Annotated in this window: 14 protein-coding genes and 1 pseudogene; 8 read left to right on the top strand and 7 right to left on the bottom strand. The window is 64.3% G+C overall.

Going from position 1 to position 16344, the window contains the following annotated elements:
- A complete protein-coding gene (gene bcsB / locus ISP20_RS11395; RefSeq protein ID WP_239535727.1) occupies positions 1 to 2274 on the bottom strand; it encodes a cellulose biosynthesis cyclic di-GMP-binding regulatory protein BcsB in 2274 nt (757 codons plus the stop codon).
- Between the two features lie 597 nt (positions 2275 to 2871).
- Positions 2872 to 3657, bottom strand: a complete 786-nt coding sequence (locus tag ISP20_RS11390) for an SDR family NAD(P)-dependent oxidoreductase (RefSeq protein WP_204636225.1) — start codon at positions 3655 to 3657, stop codon at positions 2872 to 2874.
- 283 nt (positions 3658 to 3940) lie between these two features.
- On the opposite strand from ISP20_RS11390, the gene ISP20_RS11385 reads away from it, so the two are divergent.
- From ISP20_RS11385 to ISP20_RS11365, 5 genes are all read left to right on the top strand, one after another.
- Positions 3941 to 4264, top strand: coding sequence for a hypothetical protein (locus ISP20_RS11385; RefSeq protein ID WP_204636224.1), 324 nt, complete (start codon positions 3941 to 3943; stop codon positions 4262 to 4264).
- Positions 4265 to 4268: 4 nt separating this feature from the next.
- A complete protein-coding gene (locus tag ISP20_RS11380; RefSeq protein WP_204636223.1) occupies positions 4269 to 4652 on the top strand; it encodes a GntR family transcriptional regulator in 384 nt (127 codons plus the stop codon).
- On the top strand, positions 4649 to 5506 hold the full coding sequence (locus tag ISP20_RS11375) for an ABC transporter ATP-binding protein (RefSeq protein WP_204636222.1): 858 nt from the start codon (positions 4649 to 4651) through the stop codon (positions 5504 to 5506). The genes ISP20_RS11380 and ISP20_RS11375 overlap by 4 nt, the downstream gene beginning before the upstream one ends.
- Positions 5503 to 6471, top strand: coding sequence for an ABC-2 transporter permease (locus ISP20_RS11370; RefSeq protein WP_204636221.1), 969 nt, complete (start codon positions 5503 to 5505; stop codon positions 6469 to 6471). The genes ISP20_RS11375 and ISP20_RS11370 overlap by 4 nt, the downstream gene beginning before the upstream one ends.
- Before the next feature lie 114 nt (positions 6472 to 6585).
- Positions 6586 to 7146, top strand: coding sequence for a DUF2884 family protein (locus ISP20_RS11365; protein WP_204636220.1), 561 nt, complete (start codon positions 6586 to 6588; stop codon positions 7144 to 7146).
- Positions 7147 to 7259: 113 nt separating this feature from the next.
- Here ISP20_RS11365 and ISP20_RS11360 read toward each other — a convergent pair whose 3' ends face one another.
- Positions 7260 to 8657 (bottom strand): class II fumarate hydratase, encoded by a 1398-nt coding sequence (locus ISP20_RS11360; RefSeq protein ID WP_204636219.1) that lies wholly within the window; start codon positions 8655 to 8657, stop codon positions 7260 to 7262.
- A 155-nt stretch (positions 8658 to 8812) separates the two neighbouring features.
- Here ISP20_RS11360 and purB point away from each other — a divergent pair, with 155 nt between their 5' ends.
- Positions 8813 to 10180 (top strand): adenylosuccinate lyase, encoded by a 1368-nt coding sequence (purB, locus tag ISP20_RS11355; protein ID WP_204636218.1) that lies wholly within the window; start codon positions 8813 to 8815, stop codon positions 10178 to 10180.
- Positions 10181 to 10242: 62 nt separating this feature from the next.
- Here the strand turns inward: purB and gstA are convergent, their stop codons facing one another.
- A complete protein-coding gene (gstA, locus tag ISP20_RS11350; protein WP_204636217.1) occupies positions 10243 to 10857 on the bottom strand; it encodes a glutathione transferase GstA in 615 nt (204 codons plus the stop codon).
- A gap of 158 nt (positions 10858 to 11015) precedes the next feature.
- Between gstA and ISP20_RS11345 the strand changes: the two genes are divergently transcribed.
- Complete coding sequence (locus ISP20_RS11345) at positions 11016 to 11387, top strand: winged helix-turn-helix transcriptional regulator (protein WP_204636216.1); 372 nt, start codon at positions 11016 to 11018, stop codon at positions 11385 to 11387.
- A 613-nt stretch (positions 11388 to 12000) separates the two neighbouring features.
- On the opposite strand, the gene cysK is transcribed toward ISP20_RS11345, so the two are convergent.
- The gene (gene cysK, locus ISP20_RS11340) at positions 12001 to 12942 is read right to left on the bottom strand and encodes a cysteine synthase A (protein WP_204636215.1); all 942 of its coding nucleotides are present in this window, start codon (positions 12940 to 12942) and stop codon (positions 12001 to 12003) included.
- Between the two features lie 73 nt (positions 12943 to 13015).
- Entirely contained in the window at positions 13016 to 14452 is a 1437-nt protein-coding gene (gene cysG, locus ISP20_RS11335) for a siroheme synthase CysG (RefSeq protein WP_204636214.1), read from the bottom strand.
- A 334-nt stretch (positions 14453 to 14786) separates the two neighbouring features.
- On the opposite strand from cysG, the gene ISP20_RS11330 reads away from it, so the two are divergent.
- Positions 14787 to 15806, top strand: coding sequence for a LysR substrate-binding domain-containing protein (locus ISP20_RS11330; protein WP_204636213.1), 1020 nt, complete (start codon positions 14787 to 14789; stop codon positions 15804 to 15806).
- Between the two features lie 413 nt (positions 15807 to 16219).
- Here the strand turns inward: ISP20_RS11330 and ISP20_RS21845 are convergent.
- Positions 16220 to 16344, bottom strand: a pseudogene (locus ISP20_RS21845) (IS30 family transposase); the annotation flags it as partial.

Genomic DNA, 16344 nt, shown 5'->3' with positions numbered 1-16344 from the left:
TCAATGCTCGAGGCGATGTGCAGCGAGCCGACCCAGCGCCCAGAACACCGTCAATGCCACGAACAGGCCCGCGAGAATGCCGGCGATCGCCATCAGCGCGGGGTACCGGGAAATGTGTACCCACAACCACGCATACCAGGGCAGATGGCCGGCGTAATAGGTGTCGCCGACGGTGAGGCCGACCACCACCTTCTGCCGGACCACGGTGAGATCGCCGCGCACTTCGCCCACCCTCGCATCGTCAGCGAGCACGTCGAGCAGGTCGCCGAGGCGATCGGAGGTATTGGCCGCCAACGCCACCACGCTCTTGCCGCTGGTGTAAGGCGACTGGAAACCCACGAAGGCCGCGGTGGGTCCGTTGACGCTCATTGCCGTGCGGGCGACCGGTCCCTGGTCCTTGGGGCGATCCGTCGGCTCGCGCACGGACAGGTCGTTCTCGCCGCGCTCGATTAGCATCGGCAGGCCCTTGCCCCACTTCGCCATCAGCTCGGCGGCGCTGCCGGTGCCGATCACCAGCAGGTCGCGATCGCGCACCGTATCCACTGCACTGGCCGGCACCAGCGATACGCGCAAGGCAGGCAAACCGCTCCAGCGCCCCATCTGTCCCAGCATGGTGAACAGGGCTTCTTCGTCGTGCACGTCGGGCGCATCGGGAATCACCACCGCCGTGTCGGCAAGATCGGCCATGCGTGTGAAGGGAAAGCCGCTGGTGGCGAAGAAGGCCAGGTTCGGCATCGCCGTGTAGTGCACGAACTGGCTGAAGTCGATGGTGGAATCGGGATCGACCGCCGCCCGCGTGCTGTCCGTGGCGGCGGCCACGCACAGCCCGGTCTTCTGCGAATCCATATGGAACTGGAACTGGAACTGATTGGTGCTGCCGATGCGCAATGCCGGTACGCGCACTTCCTCCGCACCCCGCGCTTCCGAGCCCGACAGCAGCGGCACATTGAATTGCCGCTCCACGCCGGACGGATCGGCGGGGCGCAAGCGCACCGAGCGCAACAGCTGATCGTTGACGCCGATATTGAGCACCGAGTCGTTGTAGTTGGATGGCGCTGTATAGCGGTAATGCACGTTCAGCGGCACGCTGTGGCGCGCCCAGGCAAACAGATCGGGCGGCAGGCGCATGTCGACGCGCACGGGCGGTGGGTTGAAACCCGCCGCTTCGAGCTGCGCCGGATCGCTGACCAATTCCTTGAAGCTCACCGCGCGGTCCACCGGCGCCCAGTTCGGCGCATCGTAAGGACGGCGCTCGGGCCCCAGATCCACCGACTTCACGATGGCCTCGTCGCCCGACATGCCGACCTGGCCCAGCACGAGCGCGTCGGCCGCTTCCTGCAATTCCTTGGCATCCCGACCCGCCAATACCAGCAATTTGCGGCCCGATGCCGGCGCACTGGCGGGGTTGGCCATCACGATGACGGTCGGGCCTTTGATCTCGCCCAGCTTCACGCCTTCGGGCATCGCGTTGGGCAAGGCGAAAGCGATGGCATGCGCATCAGTTGGCGGTGTCTGCGCCACCGGGAAACGCGCGCCGCGCCAGCCCGCCAACGCGCCGAACCACGACGACACCACGCCTGCCGCACGCAGCGTGGCGGCATCGGCATGCGCGGGCAGGACGAAGGGAATGCTGAGCGGTCGGTTGTCGCGCCGGTCGAAGAACGGTCCGGGCAATAGCGCGAGGCTGTTGGGCAGCGCGATCTCCGAGGTGGTCAGGGTCAGCACCGTGTCGGGGCTGATGTCGGTCCACAACGAGGTGTGATACGGGTCTTCGCAATGATCGAGCGTGTAGTGCGCGATCATCTGCACGCCGATCCGGTTGAAGTCGGTGAACAGGCGCGGATCGAGCACCAGCTCCTTGGTGACGGTCTGGCCCGCCTGCTCCTTGTCCATCGGCAGCGTGGCGACCACCTCGCCGTTGAGGAACACCTTCAGGTGCGAGAGCGAATAGATCAGCGACGGCGAATAGGTGTAGACCAGCCGGAGCCTGGCGCCCGTCACCACTTCGTCGTTGCGCACAGCCACGTTCAAGATGCCGTTGGGGTCTTGTCCACGCAACTTGATGGCGCCGTTCGCGCCCATTTGCTTGAGCGTGAGATCGCGCGCCACGCCGGCAGACGCGGCGGGCGGCGGCGCACCGGTCGTTTGTGGGGCGGCCACGGAACTGGCCGCGGCGGGCCCGGCTACCGTGTCGACGGGCCGCGCGCTGGCGCCATGCGCCATCCAACCGCCCAGCAGCAGTAGACCGAAACAAACCTCACGAAGTGGCCGCATGCGATGTTGCCTTGGATCGGTGGCGCCATGGGAGGAACGAGCCGACTGGCAAAGCAAGCCACGCACCCTTCCATCCCGCCTTTACCCATGAACCCACACGATCCGCAGAAATCCGATTCGCAACGCCCATGCATCCCGTACGTTGCCTGTCTCCACAGCTCATGCCCCTGCCGACGATCGTTTTCTCCCCATGGTGCGGCAGTGGCGCTGCCACACCCCGACGAGCATTCCGTGGAGCACGTGGGCAACGCATGAAGCCACGGCGAGCCGCCGGCTTCATGCATCCTCACACCCAGTTATCGTCACATAGTTGAAACGATTAAGGGAGTGAGCATAAAAGAAACGTGAATAGTGACGATGTGCACATTTCCGGCAAAAAGCGGGGCGCAGCGATTCGGAAGCGAACGTGTAGTGCATGAACCTGCGAATGCGCGCAGTCGCAAGACGAATACATGCTAAAGGCCGTATTGCTTTCCACGCGTCGGGCAGACGAACTCACGCTCCGCGCGTCAAGCCGCGATCTCGTTGCGGGAAGCATAGAAACTTCATATGGACGTCTTTACGTCCATCATCGTGATGGGCGCGCCGGGCACGCCGTCAGGCCACGCCGGTCTTCGCGCCATCCATGGGAATCACCGCACCCGTGACGTAGCTGGCCAGCGGTGAAGCGAGGAACACGGCCACGTTGGCGATTTCGCGCGGCTCGGCCATCCGCCCCATCGGAATCTGCGCCAGCTGCTCGGCCAGCACTTCGTCGACGGTACGGCCGCTGGCGCGCGCCTGCGCATCGAGGCCTTCCTGCAGGCGTCCCGTACGCGTGGGGCCCGGATTGATCACATTCACCCGCACGCCCTTGGATGCATAGGCCGTCGCATAGCCCACCGAAGCCAGCATGAGCGCCGCATTGGCCGCACCGCCGCCGATATGCACCGGGCTCACCTGGCGACCGCCCTGCCCCACCACATTGACGATGCTGCCCTTGCCGCGCATCGCCATGCGACGGATCACCGGATCGATCACGTGCATATAGGTGAAGTACTTCGCCTGCATTGCCGCGTGCATGGCATCGGCGTGCAGATCGGCGACGGGTGTGCGTCGCGCCGCGCCGGCGCAATTGACCAGCACGTCGATGGGGCCGAATTCGTTCTCGATGTATTCGATCACCATTTGCGCGGCGACGATCTCCCGCAGGTCGGCGGCGGCCACTTCCATGTGCAGCCCTTCGCGCTGCAGGTCGTGTTGCGCGGCGTGCAGGTGCGAGAGATCGCGCGAGATGCCGATCACCTTGGCGCCTTCGCGCGCGAAGGCCATCGCGCAGGCCAGGCCGATGCCCTTGCTTGCTCCCGTGATGACCACGACCTGCCCCGCCAGACCGACATCCATGAACGCGCTCCTTGTTGCGAGACCTCATTGAAGCACGGCACCCGCGGTGTGGGCGTGGAGGTGATGGCTGTCACCCGCGATGCCTGATGAGCGGCCCTGCCCCGGGCGGGCCTCGCTGAGGAAGATAAGCGTCAGCTTCCGGCCCCAGGCCTGCCCCGGACCTCGTTCAGCCTTATAGGCCATCAGTCATGTTGCGAATTTCGGCTCGAGCTATTGACGCCTTCGAATATGGTGTTATAGTTCACTACAACACCGGTCCACGAGAGCACTAAAGGAGAACGCCATGAAAGCGAATAACCTGCTAGCCCTGACCGCCGCCGCCTTGTTCACCACGGTTGGTTTGGCCGCCATCAACTCCAACGTCAAGAGTCTCCCCATCGGTGAGATCAATGGCGTCAAGGTCATCGACCTGGCTCCGGTCGAGGTCCGCCCCACGGCCGATGACATGCGCTCGGCAGCGCTGCTCACCGACGCCGGCATCGCCACCTTGAACGTCGCGCCGCTGCTGGCCTCGGAAGCCACCGCCCACGCCGCGCTCGGGAGCCAGCTGGCCATGCCCTACTATTCATTCGGTAGCACCAAGTTCGGCCGCATCAGCAAGGACTAACCGTATGACCATTACCTGGAACGACAGCGTCCCTATCTACCGCCAGCTCCGCGAACGCGTAGTGGCGATGATTCTGGACGGCGCCTTGAACGAGGGCGACCCGCTGCCGTCAGTACGCCAGGTTGCAGCGGATTTCCAAATCAATCCGCTCACCGTTTCCAAGGCGTACCAGGAACTGGTCGACGATCAACTGGTGGAAAAAAGGAGGGGATTGGGCATGTTCGTCATCGATGGAGCCAGGGATGCGCTACTCAAGTCCGAACGAGAGCGCTTCCTGCGGGAGGAATGGCCCGCGCTCTTCGCCCGCCTGCAACGCCTGGGGCTGGACCTGAAGACCCTGTTGCGCGAAGCCCCGGATAACGCGGGCAGCGAAGGGAGTCAGCCATGAACGCGGTCGTGACGGCCACCGGCCTGACCAAGGCCTACAAGAATGCGCTGGCGTTGAACGATGTCAGCTTCCGCATCGAGTCCGGCCGCATCGTGGGACTGATCGGTCCCAACGGCGCAGGCAAGACAACCGCGTTGAAGGCCATCCTCGGCCTCACCGATTTCAAGGGCGAGTTGAATGTGCTGGGCTTCGATCCACGCACGCAGCGCGACCAGCTGATGGAACAGGTGTGCTTCATCGCCGACGTGGCGGTGCTGCCGCGCTGGATCCGGGTCAGCGAGGCCATCGATTTCGTGGCCAACGTGCACCCGCGCTTCAACCGGGCCAAGTGCGAGGCTTTCCTGGCGCGCACCAAGCTCACGCCCAACCAGCGTGTGAAGCAGATGTCCAAGGGCATGATCGTGCAGTTGCACCTGGCCCTGGTGATGGCGATCGACGCCCGTCTGCTGGTGCTGGACGAACCCACCCTCGGCCTGGACATCCTCTACCGCAAGCAGTTCTACCACAGCCTGCTGGAAGACTATTTCGACGAGAACAAGACGATCATCGTCACCACCCACCAGGTCGAGGAGATCGAGAACATCCTCACCGACCTGATGTTCATCCGCGACGGGCGGATCGTGCTGGACACCGACATGGACACCGTGGGCGAACGATTCGCCGAAGTGATGGTAAGCGCCGACAAGGCCGCCACCGCCCGCAGCATGAGGCCGCTGGATGAGCGGCAGGTGTTCGGCAAGAGCATCTTCCTGTTCGACGGCGCCGACCGCGCCACGCTGGAAAGCATGGGCGAGGTTCGCCGGCCCACCGTCAGTGACTTGTTCGTCGCCACCATGAAGGGAACCTACGCATGAAAACCTTCTACTGGTTGCTTAAGCGCGAATTCTGGGAGCATCGCGGCGGTTTCCTGTGGGCTCCGATAGTCACCGGCGCCATCTTCCTGGTGCTCAACGTGATGGCCATCATCACCGCCGAGGTGTTGACCGCACGCCATGGCATGCACTTCGGCGGCGGCGTCGACATTCAAACGATGATACGCAACGCCGATGCCGGCGATTGGCAGCAGGTCGGCGCTGCCGCGGATATCGCGATGATTTCCTCGGTGGGCCTGATCGGCATCGTGATGGGCATCGTGGTGCTGTTCTACTGCCTCGGCTCGCTTTACGACGACCGCCGCGACCGCAGCGTGTTGTTCTGGAAGTCGCTGCCGATCTCCAACACCCATACGGTGTTGTCCAAGGTCGCCAGCGCCGCCGTGGTCGCGCCGGTTATCGCGGTCGTGGTCAGCATCGTCTGCGGCCTGCTGCAGTTGCTCATGTTCGCCGTCGTGCTGTCGTTCCATGGCATCAACGTGTGGCAACTGCTGGGACTCAGCCATCCGCTGCGCGCCGTCGGTTCGCTGCTGAGCAATGTGCCGCTGTACGGTCTGTGGGCCCTGCCCGCCGTCGGCTGGCTGATGCTCTGCTCGGCGGCTGCACGCAGCAAGCCGTTCCTGTGGGCAGTGGCGGTGCCGGTGGTGCTGGGTCTGCTGGTCACCTGGTTCGGCATCATGGGCTTGTTCAACCTGTCCACCGGATGGTTCTGGGTGAACATCGTGCAGCGTGCACTGCTGAGCGTATTCCCGGGCTCCAACCTGGTGTTCGGCGAGCATAGCGCGCTGAAGATGGGCGAATTTGCCGACAGCGATCCGCTGGCCGTGCTGTCACCCATGCATACCTACAGCTTGCTCGCTTCGCCGGACCTGTGGATCGGCGTGATCGCCGGCCTGGCCCTGATCGCTGGCGCCATCTGGTTCCGCCGGGTTCGCGACGACAGCTGACGGTCTTGTCCCGCCTGCACCTTCCGCAAGGAGGCGGGGTGCAGGCGGGACAAACTTTTCCCTTTCCCAAAGCTTTGGCAGACTCCTCCCCTTTCATACCCTCGGAGTGTTGATATGTCGTTCCGCTACCTGCCTTGCGTACTCGCCCTTGCCGTACTGACGTCCGCTTGCAGTTCGGACAACGACGTGCAGGTCTTTGGCGGCGATACCGACGTGATCAACAGCCACATCACGCTGAACGACGGCCACGTCACCATCAAGATGCCGGGTGCACCCAACGCCACCATCGATCAGAACGGACAGCTGGCCATCGATGGCCACGACGTCGCCGTCAACGACGCACAGCGTGCGCTGTTGCAGCGCTACAACGGCGCGGCGCGGCAAACGCGCGAGCACGCGCTGGAAGCAGGCAAGGCAGGCGTGGCGACGGCCAGCAAGGCGCTGGGCGCGGTGGCCGGCAAAATGACCGGTGCCGACACGGCCGAACAGACCAAGCAGAAAGCCGAAGACGCCTCGAAGGATATCCTGCAGGCCGCCACCAAGATCTGCGACGACATGGCCGAGATGAAAACCGCGCAGGATCAACTCGCCGTCGAGCTCGATGCGTTCAAGCCTTACGCCACGGCACTGAACGACGAGAGCGTCGCCAAGTGCCGCAAGGACACCAAGCGCTAAGCAACCCGCGCTTTACTGTGGGAGCGCACCCTGTGCGCGACTTGCGGTGCGCAACCTATCGCACGAACGTCGCGCACAGGGTGCGCTCCCACAGGGCATGAGCCTGAGTCTGATCAGCCTCCGCCACCACCGCCGCCATGGATGCCGCCGCGCGTCAGCGTCATCGGATCCAGCAGCTTCTGCAGCTCGCTCTTGGAAAGCCCGGTGGTTTCCAGCGCCACGTCCATGATCGGACGCTTTTCCTTATAGGCCTGCTTGGCCGTCGCGGCGCCCTTCTCGTAGCCGATCACCGGATTGAGCGCGGTGACCAGGATCGGGTTCTTGTCCAGCGCCTCTTTCACGCGCGCCGTATTGACCTTGAAGCCCGCGATGACCTTGTCCGCCAGCAGCACGCTGACGTTGGAAAGGATATCGATCGACTGCAACAGGTTGTGCGCGATCAGCGGCAGCATCACATTGAGCTGGAAGTTGCCGGACTGGCCGGCGATGGTGATCGCCGCGTCGTTGCCGATCACCTGCGCGGCCACCATCGCGGTAGCTTCGGGGATCACCGGATTCACCTTGCCCGGCATGATCGACGAGCCCGGCTGCAATGCCGGCAATTCGATCTCGCCCAGACCGGCGAGCGGACCTGAATTCATCCAGCGCAGGTCGTTGGCGATCTTCATCAGCGCCACCGCGAGGGCCTTCAACTGGCCCGACAGCTCCACCGCCGCATCCTGTGCGGCCATGCCTTCGAAATAGTTTTCCGCCGAATCGAAACGCACGCCGCTGAGCTTTTTCAGTTCGCGCGCCACGGCGGCGCCAAACTTCGGATCGGCATTGATGCCCGTCCCCACCGCCGTACCGCCCAGCGGCAGACGACGCATGCGCTTGAGGCTATCCGAGATGCGCTCGATCGCGGTGCCGATCTGCGCGGCCCAGCCGGACAGCTCCTGGCCGAAGGTCACCGGCATCGCATCCATCAGATGCGTACGGCCGGTCTTGGGTACGTTGCGCAGCTCGCGTGCGCGGCGATCGATGGCGCGCTTGAGGTGCTTGAGCGCCGGCAATAGCTGCTCGCTGGCAGTGAGCGTGGCGCTGACCTGGATGGCGGTGGGAATCACATCGTTGGAGCTTTGCCCGTAGTTGACGTGATCGTTGGGGTGAATCTTGCCGCCGGCATTGTTGGCCAGATGGGCAATCACCTCGTTGGCATTCATGTTGGTGCTGGTGCCGGAGCCGGTCTGGAACACGTCAATCGGAAACTGCTCGTCGTGCTGCCCCTCGGCCACCGCCAGCGCGGCCTTGCGGATCGCATGCGCCTGGTTCTTCTTCAGGTGACCGAGCAGGAAATTGGCATCGGCCGCGGCGGCCTTGATCAGGCCCAAGGCACGAATGAAGGAGCGCGGCATGTGCATGCCGGAGATCGGGAAGTTGTCGACGGCGCGCTGCGTCTGGGCGCCATAGAGCGCCTTGGAAGGCACCTTCAACTCGCCCATGCTGTCGTGCTCGATGCGGAACTGGCTCATGTCCTTGCGATTCCTCGGGGTGATTTCGGGAATATAGGTCGGGGCGCGTTAGGGCGCCGCCAAGGGGGGCTTCCGCAAGAGGCGACGCTTCGGCCGGAGCCTCGGCCCAACCTGTTGTAAAATCCCCCCCTTTCCCGTCTCCGGAACACCCCCCGATGTCCTCCCATGCCCTGACCGCCCTGTCGCCGCTGGACGGCCGCTACGCCAGCAAGGTCGAAACGCTGCGCCCGATCTTCAGCGAATTCGGACTCATGCATCGCCGCGTGCAGGTGGAAATCGAATGGTTGCTGGCGCTGGGCGCGGAGCCGGGCATCGTGGAACTGCCGGCGTTCAGCGCCGAACAGGTGGCCACGCTCAAGCGCATCGCGAACGATTTCAGCGTCGACGACGGCGCGCGCATCAAGACCATCGAAGCGACCACCAACCATGACGTGAAAGCGGTGGAGTACTTCATCAAGGAACGCATCGGCAACGACGCGTCCCTGGCTCAGGCCAAGGAATTCGTGCATTTCGCCTGCACCAGCGAGGACATCAACAACCTCTCGTATGCGCTGATGCTGCGCGATGCGCGCGAGCAGGTGCTGTTGCCCGCCTTCGACGGCATCATCGCCAGGCTGCGCGAACTGGCCCATGCCAACGCCGGCCTGCCGATGCTTTCGCGCACGCACGGCCAGACCGCCTCGCCGAGCACGCTGGGCAAGGAACTGGCCAACGTCGTCGCCCGCCTGGAGCGTCAGCGCAAGCAGCTCGCTGCGGTGGAGATTCCCGGCAAGATCAACGGCGCCGTGGGCAATTACAACGCCCACGCCATCACCTATCCGGCGCTCGACTGGCGCGGTTTCTCGCAGCGTTTCGTGGAAAGCCTGGGGCTCGACTACAACGCCTACACCACCCAGATCGAACCGCACGACGGCGTGGCCGAATACTGCGACGTGGTGCGTCGCGCGAACATCATCCTGATCGACCTGGCGCGCGACATCTGGGGCTACATCTCGCTGGGCTACTTCAAGCAGGCACTGAAGGTCGGCGAAGTCGGCTCCTCGACCATGCCGCACAAGGTCAACCCGATCGATTTCGAAAACGCCGAAGGCAACTTCGGCCTCGCCAACGCCCTGCTCGGCCACTTCGCCGAAAAGCTGCCGATCAGCCGCTGGCAGCGCGACCTCACCGATTCCACCGTGCTGCGTGCGCTCGGCACCGCGTTCGGCCACAGCATGGTGGCGCTGGAATCGCTGAAGAAGGGTCTGGGCAAACTCACCGTGAACGCCGACCGCCTCGCCGCCGACCTCGATGCGAGCTGGGAAGTGCTGGCCGAAGCCGTGCAGACGGTAATGCGCCGCTATGGCCTGCCCGAACCGTACGAGCAGCTCAAGGCGCTCACCCGCGGCCAGGGCATCACCAAGGATTCCATGCGCACCTTCATCACCGGCCTGGAGTTGCCAGCCGACGCCAAGCAGCGCCTGCTCGACCTCACGCCAGGCGGTTATATCGGCCTGGCCGAACCGCTGGCCAAGGACATTTGACGCCAACGCTTTTCAACGAAGCATCACGAGGGCCGCGCAGGACATGCGCGGCCCTTCGTTATTCAGGCTGCCTTGAGCAATCCTTCCGCCTTCAACGCCGACTGCACCTGCGGGCGCGACGACACGCGCTGCTGGAACGCGAGGATCGCCGGGAAATCCGACAGGTCCAGGCTCACGTGCTGCGCCCAGTTCGTCACGGTGAAGAGATAGGCATCGGCCGCGGTGAACTGCTCGCCGATCAGCCAGTCATGCTTGGCCAGATGCTGGTCGAGCAAGGCATAGCGCTTGCGCAGATAGTCCTTGCGCTCGTCGCGCACGGCATCCGGCGTGTCGGGCTTGAACAATGGCGTGTAGGACTTGTGCAGCTCGGAATTGATGTAGCCGAGCGTTTCCTGCAATCGGTAGCGCGCGGTGGTGCCATTGGCAGGTGCCAGCCCGCTCTCGGGTTTCAGGTCGGCCAGGTATTGCACGATGGCCGTTCCTTCGGTGAGCAGTTCGCCGTTGTCGAGCTGCAGCGCCGGCACGTAGCCCTTCGGATTGATCTGCCAGTAGTCCTCGCCGCTTGCCGTGCGCTTGGCCTTGGTATCGACCTTCTCCAGCTCCACGGCAATGCCCGCTTCCAGGGCAACGATGTGCGGCGAGAGCGAGCAGGCGCCAGCGGCGTAATAGAGCTTCATGGTGGTTCTCCATTGGGGTGGGCGGAATCGACGCGATCCGGGCTCGCGAAGTCCACCGATGCTAGCCATCATGGTTACTGTTGGATACCACCTAACCGCCGGTAACCTCTAAAATCCGGTAACCGCCGAGTTACCGGACCCTTCTCAGGAACACCCTCATGGGCCTGCCGCTACGCAAGAGCAAAGTCTGCCCGCCACCCACCTGCCCGCTCAGCGAAGTACTGGGCCTGCTGCGTGGTGCCTGGGCACCGAACGTGATCTGGCAACTGAGCGGCGAACCCCGCCGGTTCGGCGAGCTCCGTCACGACATGCCGAAGATTTCCGCGCGGGTGCTGAGTGCGCGGTTGCGTGAGCTGGAAACGCGGGGCTTGGTGACACGGCGCGTGCTGGATACCTCACCGCCCTCCGCGGAATACTCGCTCACGTCGCTGGGGCGTGAGTTGCTACCGGCTATTGATGCGCTGGCGTGCGTGGGGAGGAAGTTGATTGAGGAGTGGGAGATGCATCAGCGGAAGGTGGCGCTGAGCTGAGGCTTTTCTGTTCGTCATCGCGAGTAAGGCGCTGAGGACGGACTTAAAGCGGAGCATCGCTTCACTCCTTCAGGTTTTCTCGTACGAGCCTTCCTGTGGGAGCGCACCCTGTGCGCGACGCCACGCCGGGATGTATCGCTCCGTAGGTTTGTCGCGCACAGGTGCGCTCCCACAGTAGCCGTACAGCTCTTGGCTCCGGCTCTTGGCTCCGGCTCTTGCCTTGGCTCTGGCTTTAGCTCTTGGCTCTTGGGGTCCCCGTATGACGCGGCGGGTGGGTGGAGGATCAGCCCGCAGGGTGGCCCGCAGGGATGCGGGCCAGTTTTTCGCCAGGGCAGGATGCCCTGTCGAAAAACCCCGCAGCACACCCGCGCACCTGGAGGGCGAAGCCCGGAAGGCGCGTCATCCGGGGGGCCCTTCTCTTTGGTTACTTTCTCTTGGGCAAGCAAGAGAAAGTAACCCGGCCTCCGGCAGGAGGACGGAAGCCCGCGGCAGGCGAGCCAGGTCGCGTCAAAGCGACAACCGAGCGATACGGAAACTGGATCCAGGCCTGCGCCGGGATGACGAGCCAAACGAAACACCGGGCGAACACCGTCTGCACGGCAGAGATCAAGACTCACTCGACTTCGTCCGACCCCTCATTCACCCCCTCGAACAAGAACGTCGACAAATACCGCTCACCGGTATCCGGCAACATCGCCAACAACACCGCACCCTCCGGCGCATCCTTCGCCACCTGCAACGCAGCGGCCAACGTCGCACCCGCGGAAATGCCCACGAAGATGCCCTCCTTCTGCGCCAGATCGCGTGCCGTGTCGCGTGCCAACACATCGTCGATCAGCAGGATCTGATCGGCCACCGAACGGTTGAGCACGGCCGGCACGAAATCCGGCGTCCAACCCTGGATCTTGTGCGGCTGCCACTCCTTGCCCGAAAGCAAGGCGGCACCCGCGGGTTCGCTGGCGACGATCTTCACTTCCGGACGCGCCACCTTCAGCACCTCGCCAACGCCGGTGAGCGTGCCACCCGTGCCCCAGCCGGTGACGAAGTAGTCCAGTCGCTTGCCAGCGAAGTCGCGCAGGATTTCCGGCGCCGTGGTGTTGCGGTGATAGGCGGGATTGGCCGGGTTGTCGAACTGGCTGGCCAGGAACCAGCCGTGCTTGTCGGCCAGCTCCTTCGCCCGGCGCACCATGCCGCTGCCGCGTTCCGCCGCGGGCGTGAGCACGACTTTGGCGCCGTAGGCGCGCATCAGCTTGCGGCGCTCAATTGAAAACGAATCGGACATCACCGCCACGAACGGATAGCCGCGCGCCGCGCACACTGCCGCCAAGGCCACGCCGGTATTGCCCGAGGTGGCTTCCACCACCGTCTGGCCCGGCTTGAGCACACCGCGCTGCTCGGCGTCGATGATGATGGCGTAGGCGAGGCGATCCTTGACCGAGCCGGCCGGATTGAATGCCTCGACCTTGGCATACAGCGTCACATGCTTCGGCGCCAGGCGATGGATACGCACGATCGGCGTGTTGCCAATGGTGTCGAGGATGCTGTCGTAGATCATGAAAGGACTCCGGGACTCGGCTTGGATGAAAGGCACAGGGTGCGATGGTGCACCCGCAAGAGAAAAAGTTGTGTCAAGCCGCCGCCGCGTTTGCCAGCACCGGACTGCTCGAGGCTGTGGTGCCCAGCGGAGCGCTGCCGAACCACCACAAGCTCGTGGCGAGGCCGGCCACCTCGCCGACGATCAGCAATGCCGGCGAGCGCACGGCATGCCGCTCCGCCTGCTCAGCCAGCTCGGCCAGCGTGCCGACCACCACGCGTTGTTCCACTTTTGAGCCACTTTCCACGAGAGCGAACGGCGTGCCGGCCACGCGCCCGTGATCGATGAGCCTGCGCTGGATAAGCCGCAGCTCACCTACGCCCATGTAGATCGCCAGCGTCTGGCGTTCCTGCGCCAGTGCCGGCCAGTCGAGGGTATCGATGGAATGCTGGCAATGCGCGGTGACCAGTCGCACCGACTGCGCATGGTCGCGATGCGTGAGCGGCACGCCGGCATAGGCGGCACACGCCAGCGCGGCCGTGATACCGGGTACCACTTCGTAGGGAATGGCGTGGCTGCGCAGGAACTCGAGCTCTTCGCCGCCCCTGCCAAACACGAAAGGATCGCCGCCTTTCAGGCGCACCACGCGGCGTCCCGCCGCCGCATGCTCCAGCATCAGCGCATGGATCTGCATCTGCGTGGTGTGATGATTGCCCGCCTGCTTGGCCACTTCGATGCGCTCGGCATCGCGTCGCGCCAGGGCAAGTACTTCCAAGCTGACCAGCCGATCGTGAAGAATCACATCCGCTTCGTTCAGGGCGCGCAAACCGCGCAGGGTGAGCAGGCCCGGATCGCCCGGCCCGGCACCCAGCAAAACGACCGAGCCCATCGGCGTGGTTTCGGTGGCATCGAGCAGCCGCTCCGCCGACGCTTCGGCCAACGCCCACTGCCCCCGGCGCAACAGGCTTTGCACCGGGCCATGCAGCAATCGCTCGTAGAAGCGTCGCCGCAGCGAGACGTCCGGCAGGTGCGCACGAATGCGTTGGCGCATCTGCGCAAGCAAGCTGGCCACGGCACCGATGACCGGATCAATCGCCACTTCCAGCCGCTCGCGCAGCAATCGCGCCAGCATCGGTGCATGGCCGCCGCTGGAAATCGCGATGGTGACGGGCGAACGGTCGATCACCGCCGGCACGTGGAAACTCGACGCTTCCGCGTCGTCCACGACATTCACGAAAACACGCCGCGCCTCGGCGAGCGTGGCGATCTGGCGATGAAGTTCGGTATCGGAAGTGGCCGCGATCACCAGCCACACGCCATCGAGCCATTTTTCCTCGAAGGTGCCGCGCAGCCATTGCACGCGCCCACCCTGCAGCCAGGTGCGCAGCGCAGGGGTGAGCCCGGGTGCGCCCACGATAACTTGCGCCCCGGCCTCCAGCAGTGCCGCAGCCTTGCGCTCTCCCACTACACCGCCGCCCACCACCAACACCGGGCGGCCGGACAGATCGGCGAACAGGGGGTAGAGCTTCATCGAACCTCATGCTCCGTGAGATGCAGCGATAGGCCTCCCACGCTAGGCACGCATTCCTGGCCGCACAAATGATTTCTGCGGCCCCAGACATGCCCCCCCGTTATAAGGTGAACGGATCCACCGGCACGACGAAGTATTGACGCAACGCAACAACCGCTGTATAGACGTCTAATTGCAATCTCCCTGTTACGGTAATTCATGGACCCTCATCGCCATTCGCTGGCACTCGCCCCAACCTGTTGCAAACGCAACGGCCCGGCGGACAAGCACGCGCGATGTATCCGCAGCGCGATACCGAGTCCCTTCTCTCTCGATTGCCTGTGGAACCCAAGCCATGACGCTGACCCAACTTCGCTACCTCGTCGCCATCGCTGATGCCGGCCTGAACATCACCCTCGCCGCCGAGCGCGTGCACGCCACGCAACCGGGCCTGAGCAAACTGCTGCGCCAGCTCGAAGACGAACTCGGCTTCCAGCTGTTCCATCGCAAGGGACGCAGTCTGCATGCCATCACGCATGCCGGCACGCACGTGCTCGAGCGTGCACGCACCATCCTCGCCGAAGCGGCCAACATCCGTTCCATCGCGGCCAACCTGCGCAACGAATCGCGCGGCACGCTGCGCATCGCCACCACCCACACGCAGGCGCGTTTCGCGCTGCCCTCGGCCGTGGCGGTATTGAGCCGCAGCTACCCGCAAGTCAGCGTGCATCTCCAGCCGGTCAGCGATTCGGATGTGATCTCGTTGCTCGATGGCGGCCAGGTCGATCTCGCCATCGTCAGCAGCGCCGCCGGTGCCCCGCCGCCAAACGGCATCGCCCTGCCCGCCTACCGCTGGAACCGCAGCATCGTGGTGCCAAAGAGCCACCCGCTCGCGCGGCAGAAGCAGGCACCGACGCTGGAACAGCTCGCCGCCCATCCGATCATCAGCTACGACTCCTCGTTGAAGCCGGAGTCTTCGCTGATTCGCGCATTCCAGAGCGCCGGGCTCGATCCGCAGATCGTGATGACGGCGAGCGACGCCGATTTGATCAAGACGTACGTGCGCGAAGGCCTGGGCATCGGTGTGTTGGCCGAGATGGCTTATCAGCCCGAGCACGACACCGACCTGCGCGAACTGGGCGCCGACAATTTGTTTGCCTCCTGCACGACCTGGATCGTGTTGCGGCGGGAAAGCGTGCTGCGCGAGTACGCGCTGGATTTCATCGGTGTGTTTGCACCGCATCTGGAACGGCGGGCGGTTAGTCGTGCGCTGGCTTCCGGAGGAACGGGAACGTCGCAGTGGCCAGGCGTGCCGCATTGGCGAGACCGGCGCGTGCCGGCGAAATTGGCGGAGCCGGTGGTCGAGGCGCAGTAAGACCTTGGCCCTCATGCCCGTGTAGCAATGTGCACGTTTTCTGTGGGAGCGCACCCTGTGCGCGACAGCCACGCCGGGATGTATCGCTCCGTAGGTTTGTCGCGCACAGGGTGCGCTCCCACAGTAGCCCTGCAGCTCTGGCCCCTGGCCCCTGGCCCCTGGCTCCTAGCTCTGGCTCCTAGCTCCGGCTCCTAGCTCCGGCTCCTAGCTCCGGCTCTTGGCCCTTGGGGTCCCCGTATGACGCGGCGGGTGGGTGGAGGAAAGCCCGAAGGGTGGCCCGCAGGGATGCGGGCCAGTTCTTCGCCAGGGCAGGATGCCCTGTCGAAAAACCCTGCAACCCACTCGCGCACCTGGAGGGCCGCAGGCCCGGAAGGCGCGTCATCCGGGGGACCCTTCTCTTTGGTTAGGCGGTGTCAATCTAGAAGTGCATCATCGATCGCTTGGGCGAGGTCATCGCGCCCCAGCGCACGCATGAACATCTCCGCCGGACAGTGGTAGTCGAGGGTGGCCCGCGGTCGCAGATTCATCTCCCGCGCAA

Source organism: Dyella kyungheensis (assembly GCF_016905005.1).
In the GTDB taxonomy this organism is placed as follows: Bacteria; Pseudomonadota; Gammaproteobacteria; order Xanthomonadales; family Rhodanobacteraceae; genus Dyella; species Dyella kyungheensis.
Note: the sequence above shows the minus strand (reverse complement) of the source record. Positions and strands in the feature narration are given on the sequence as shown.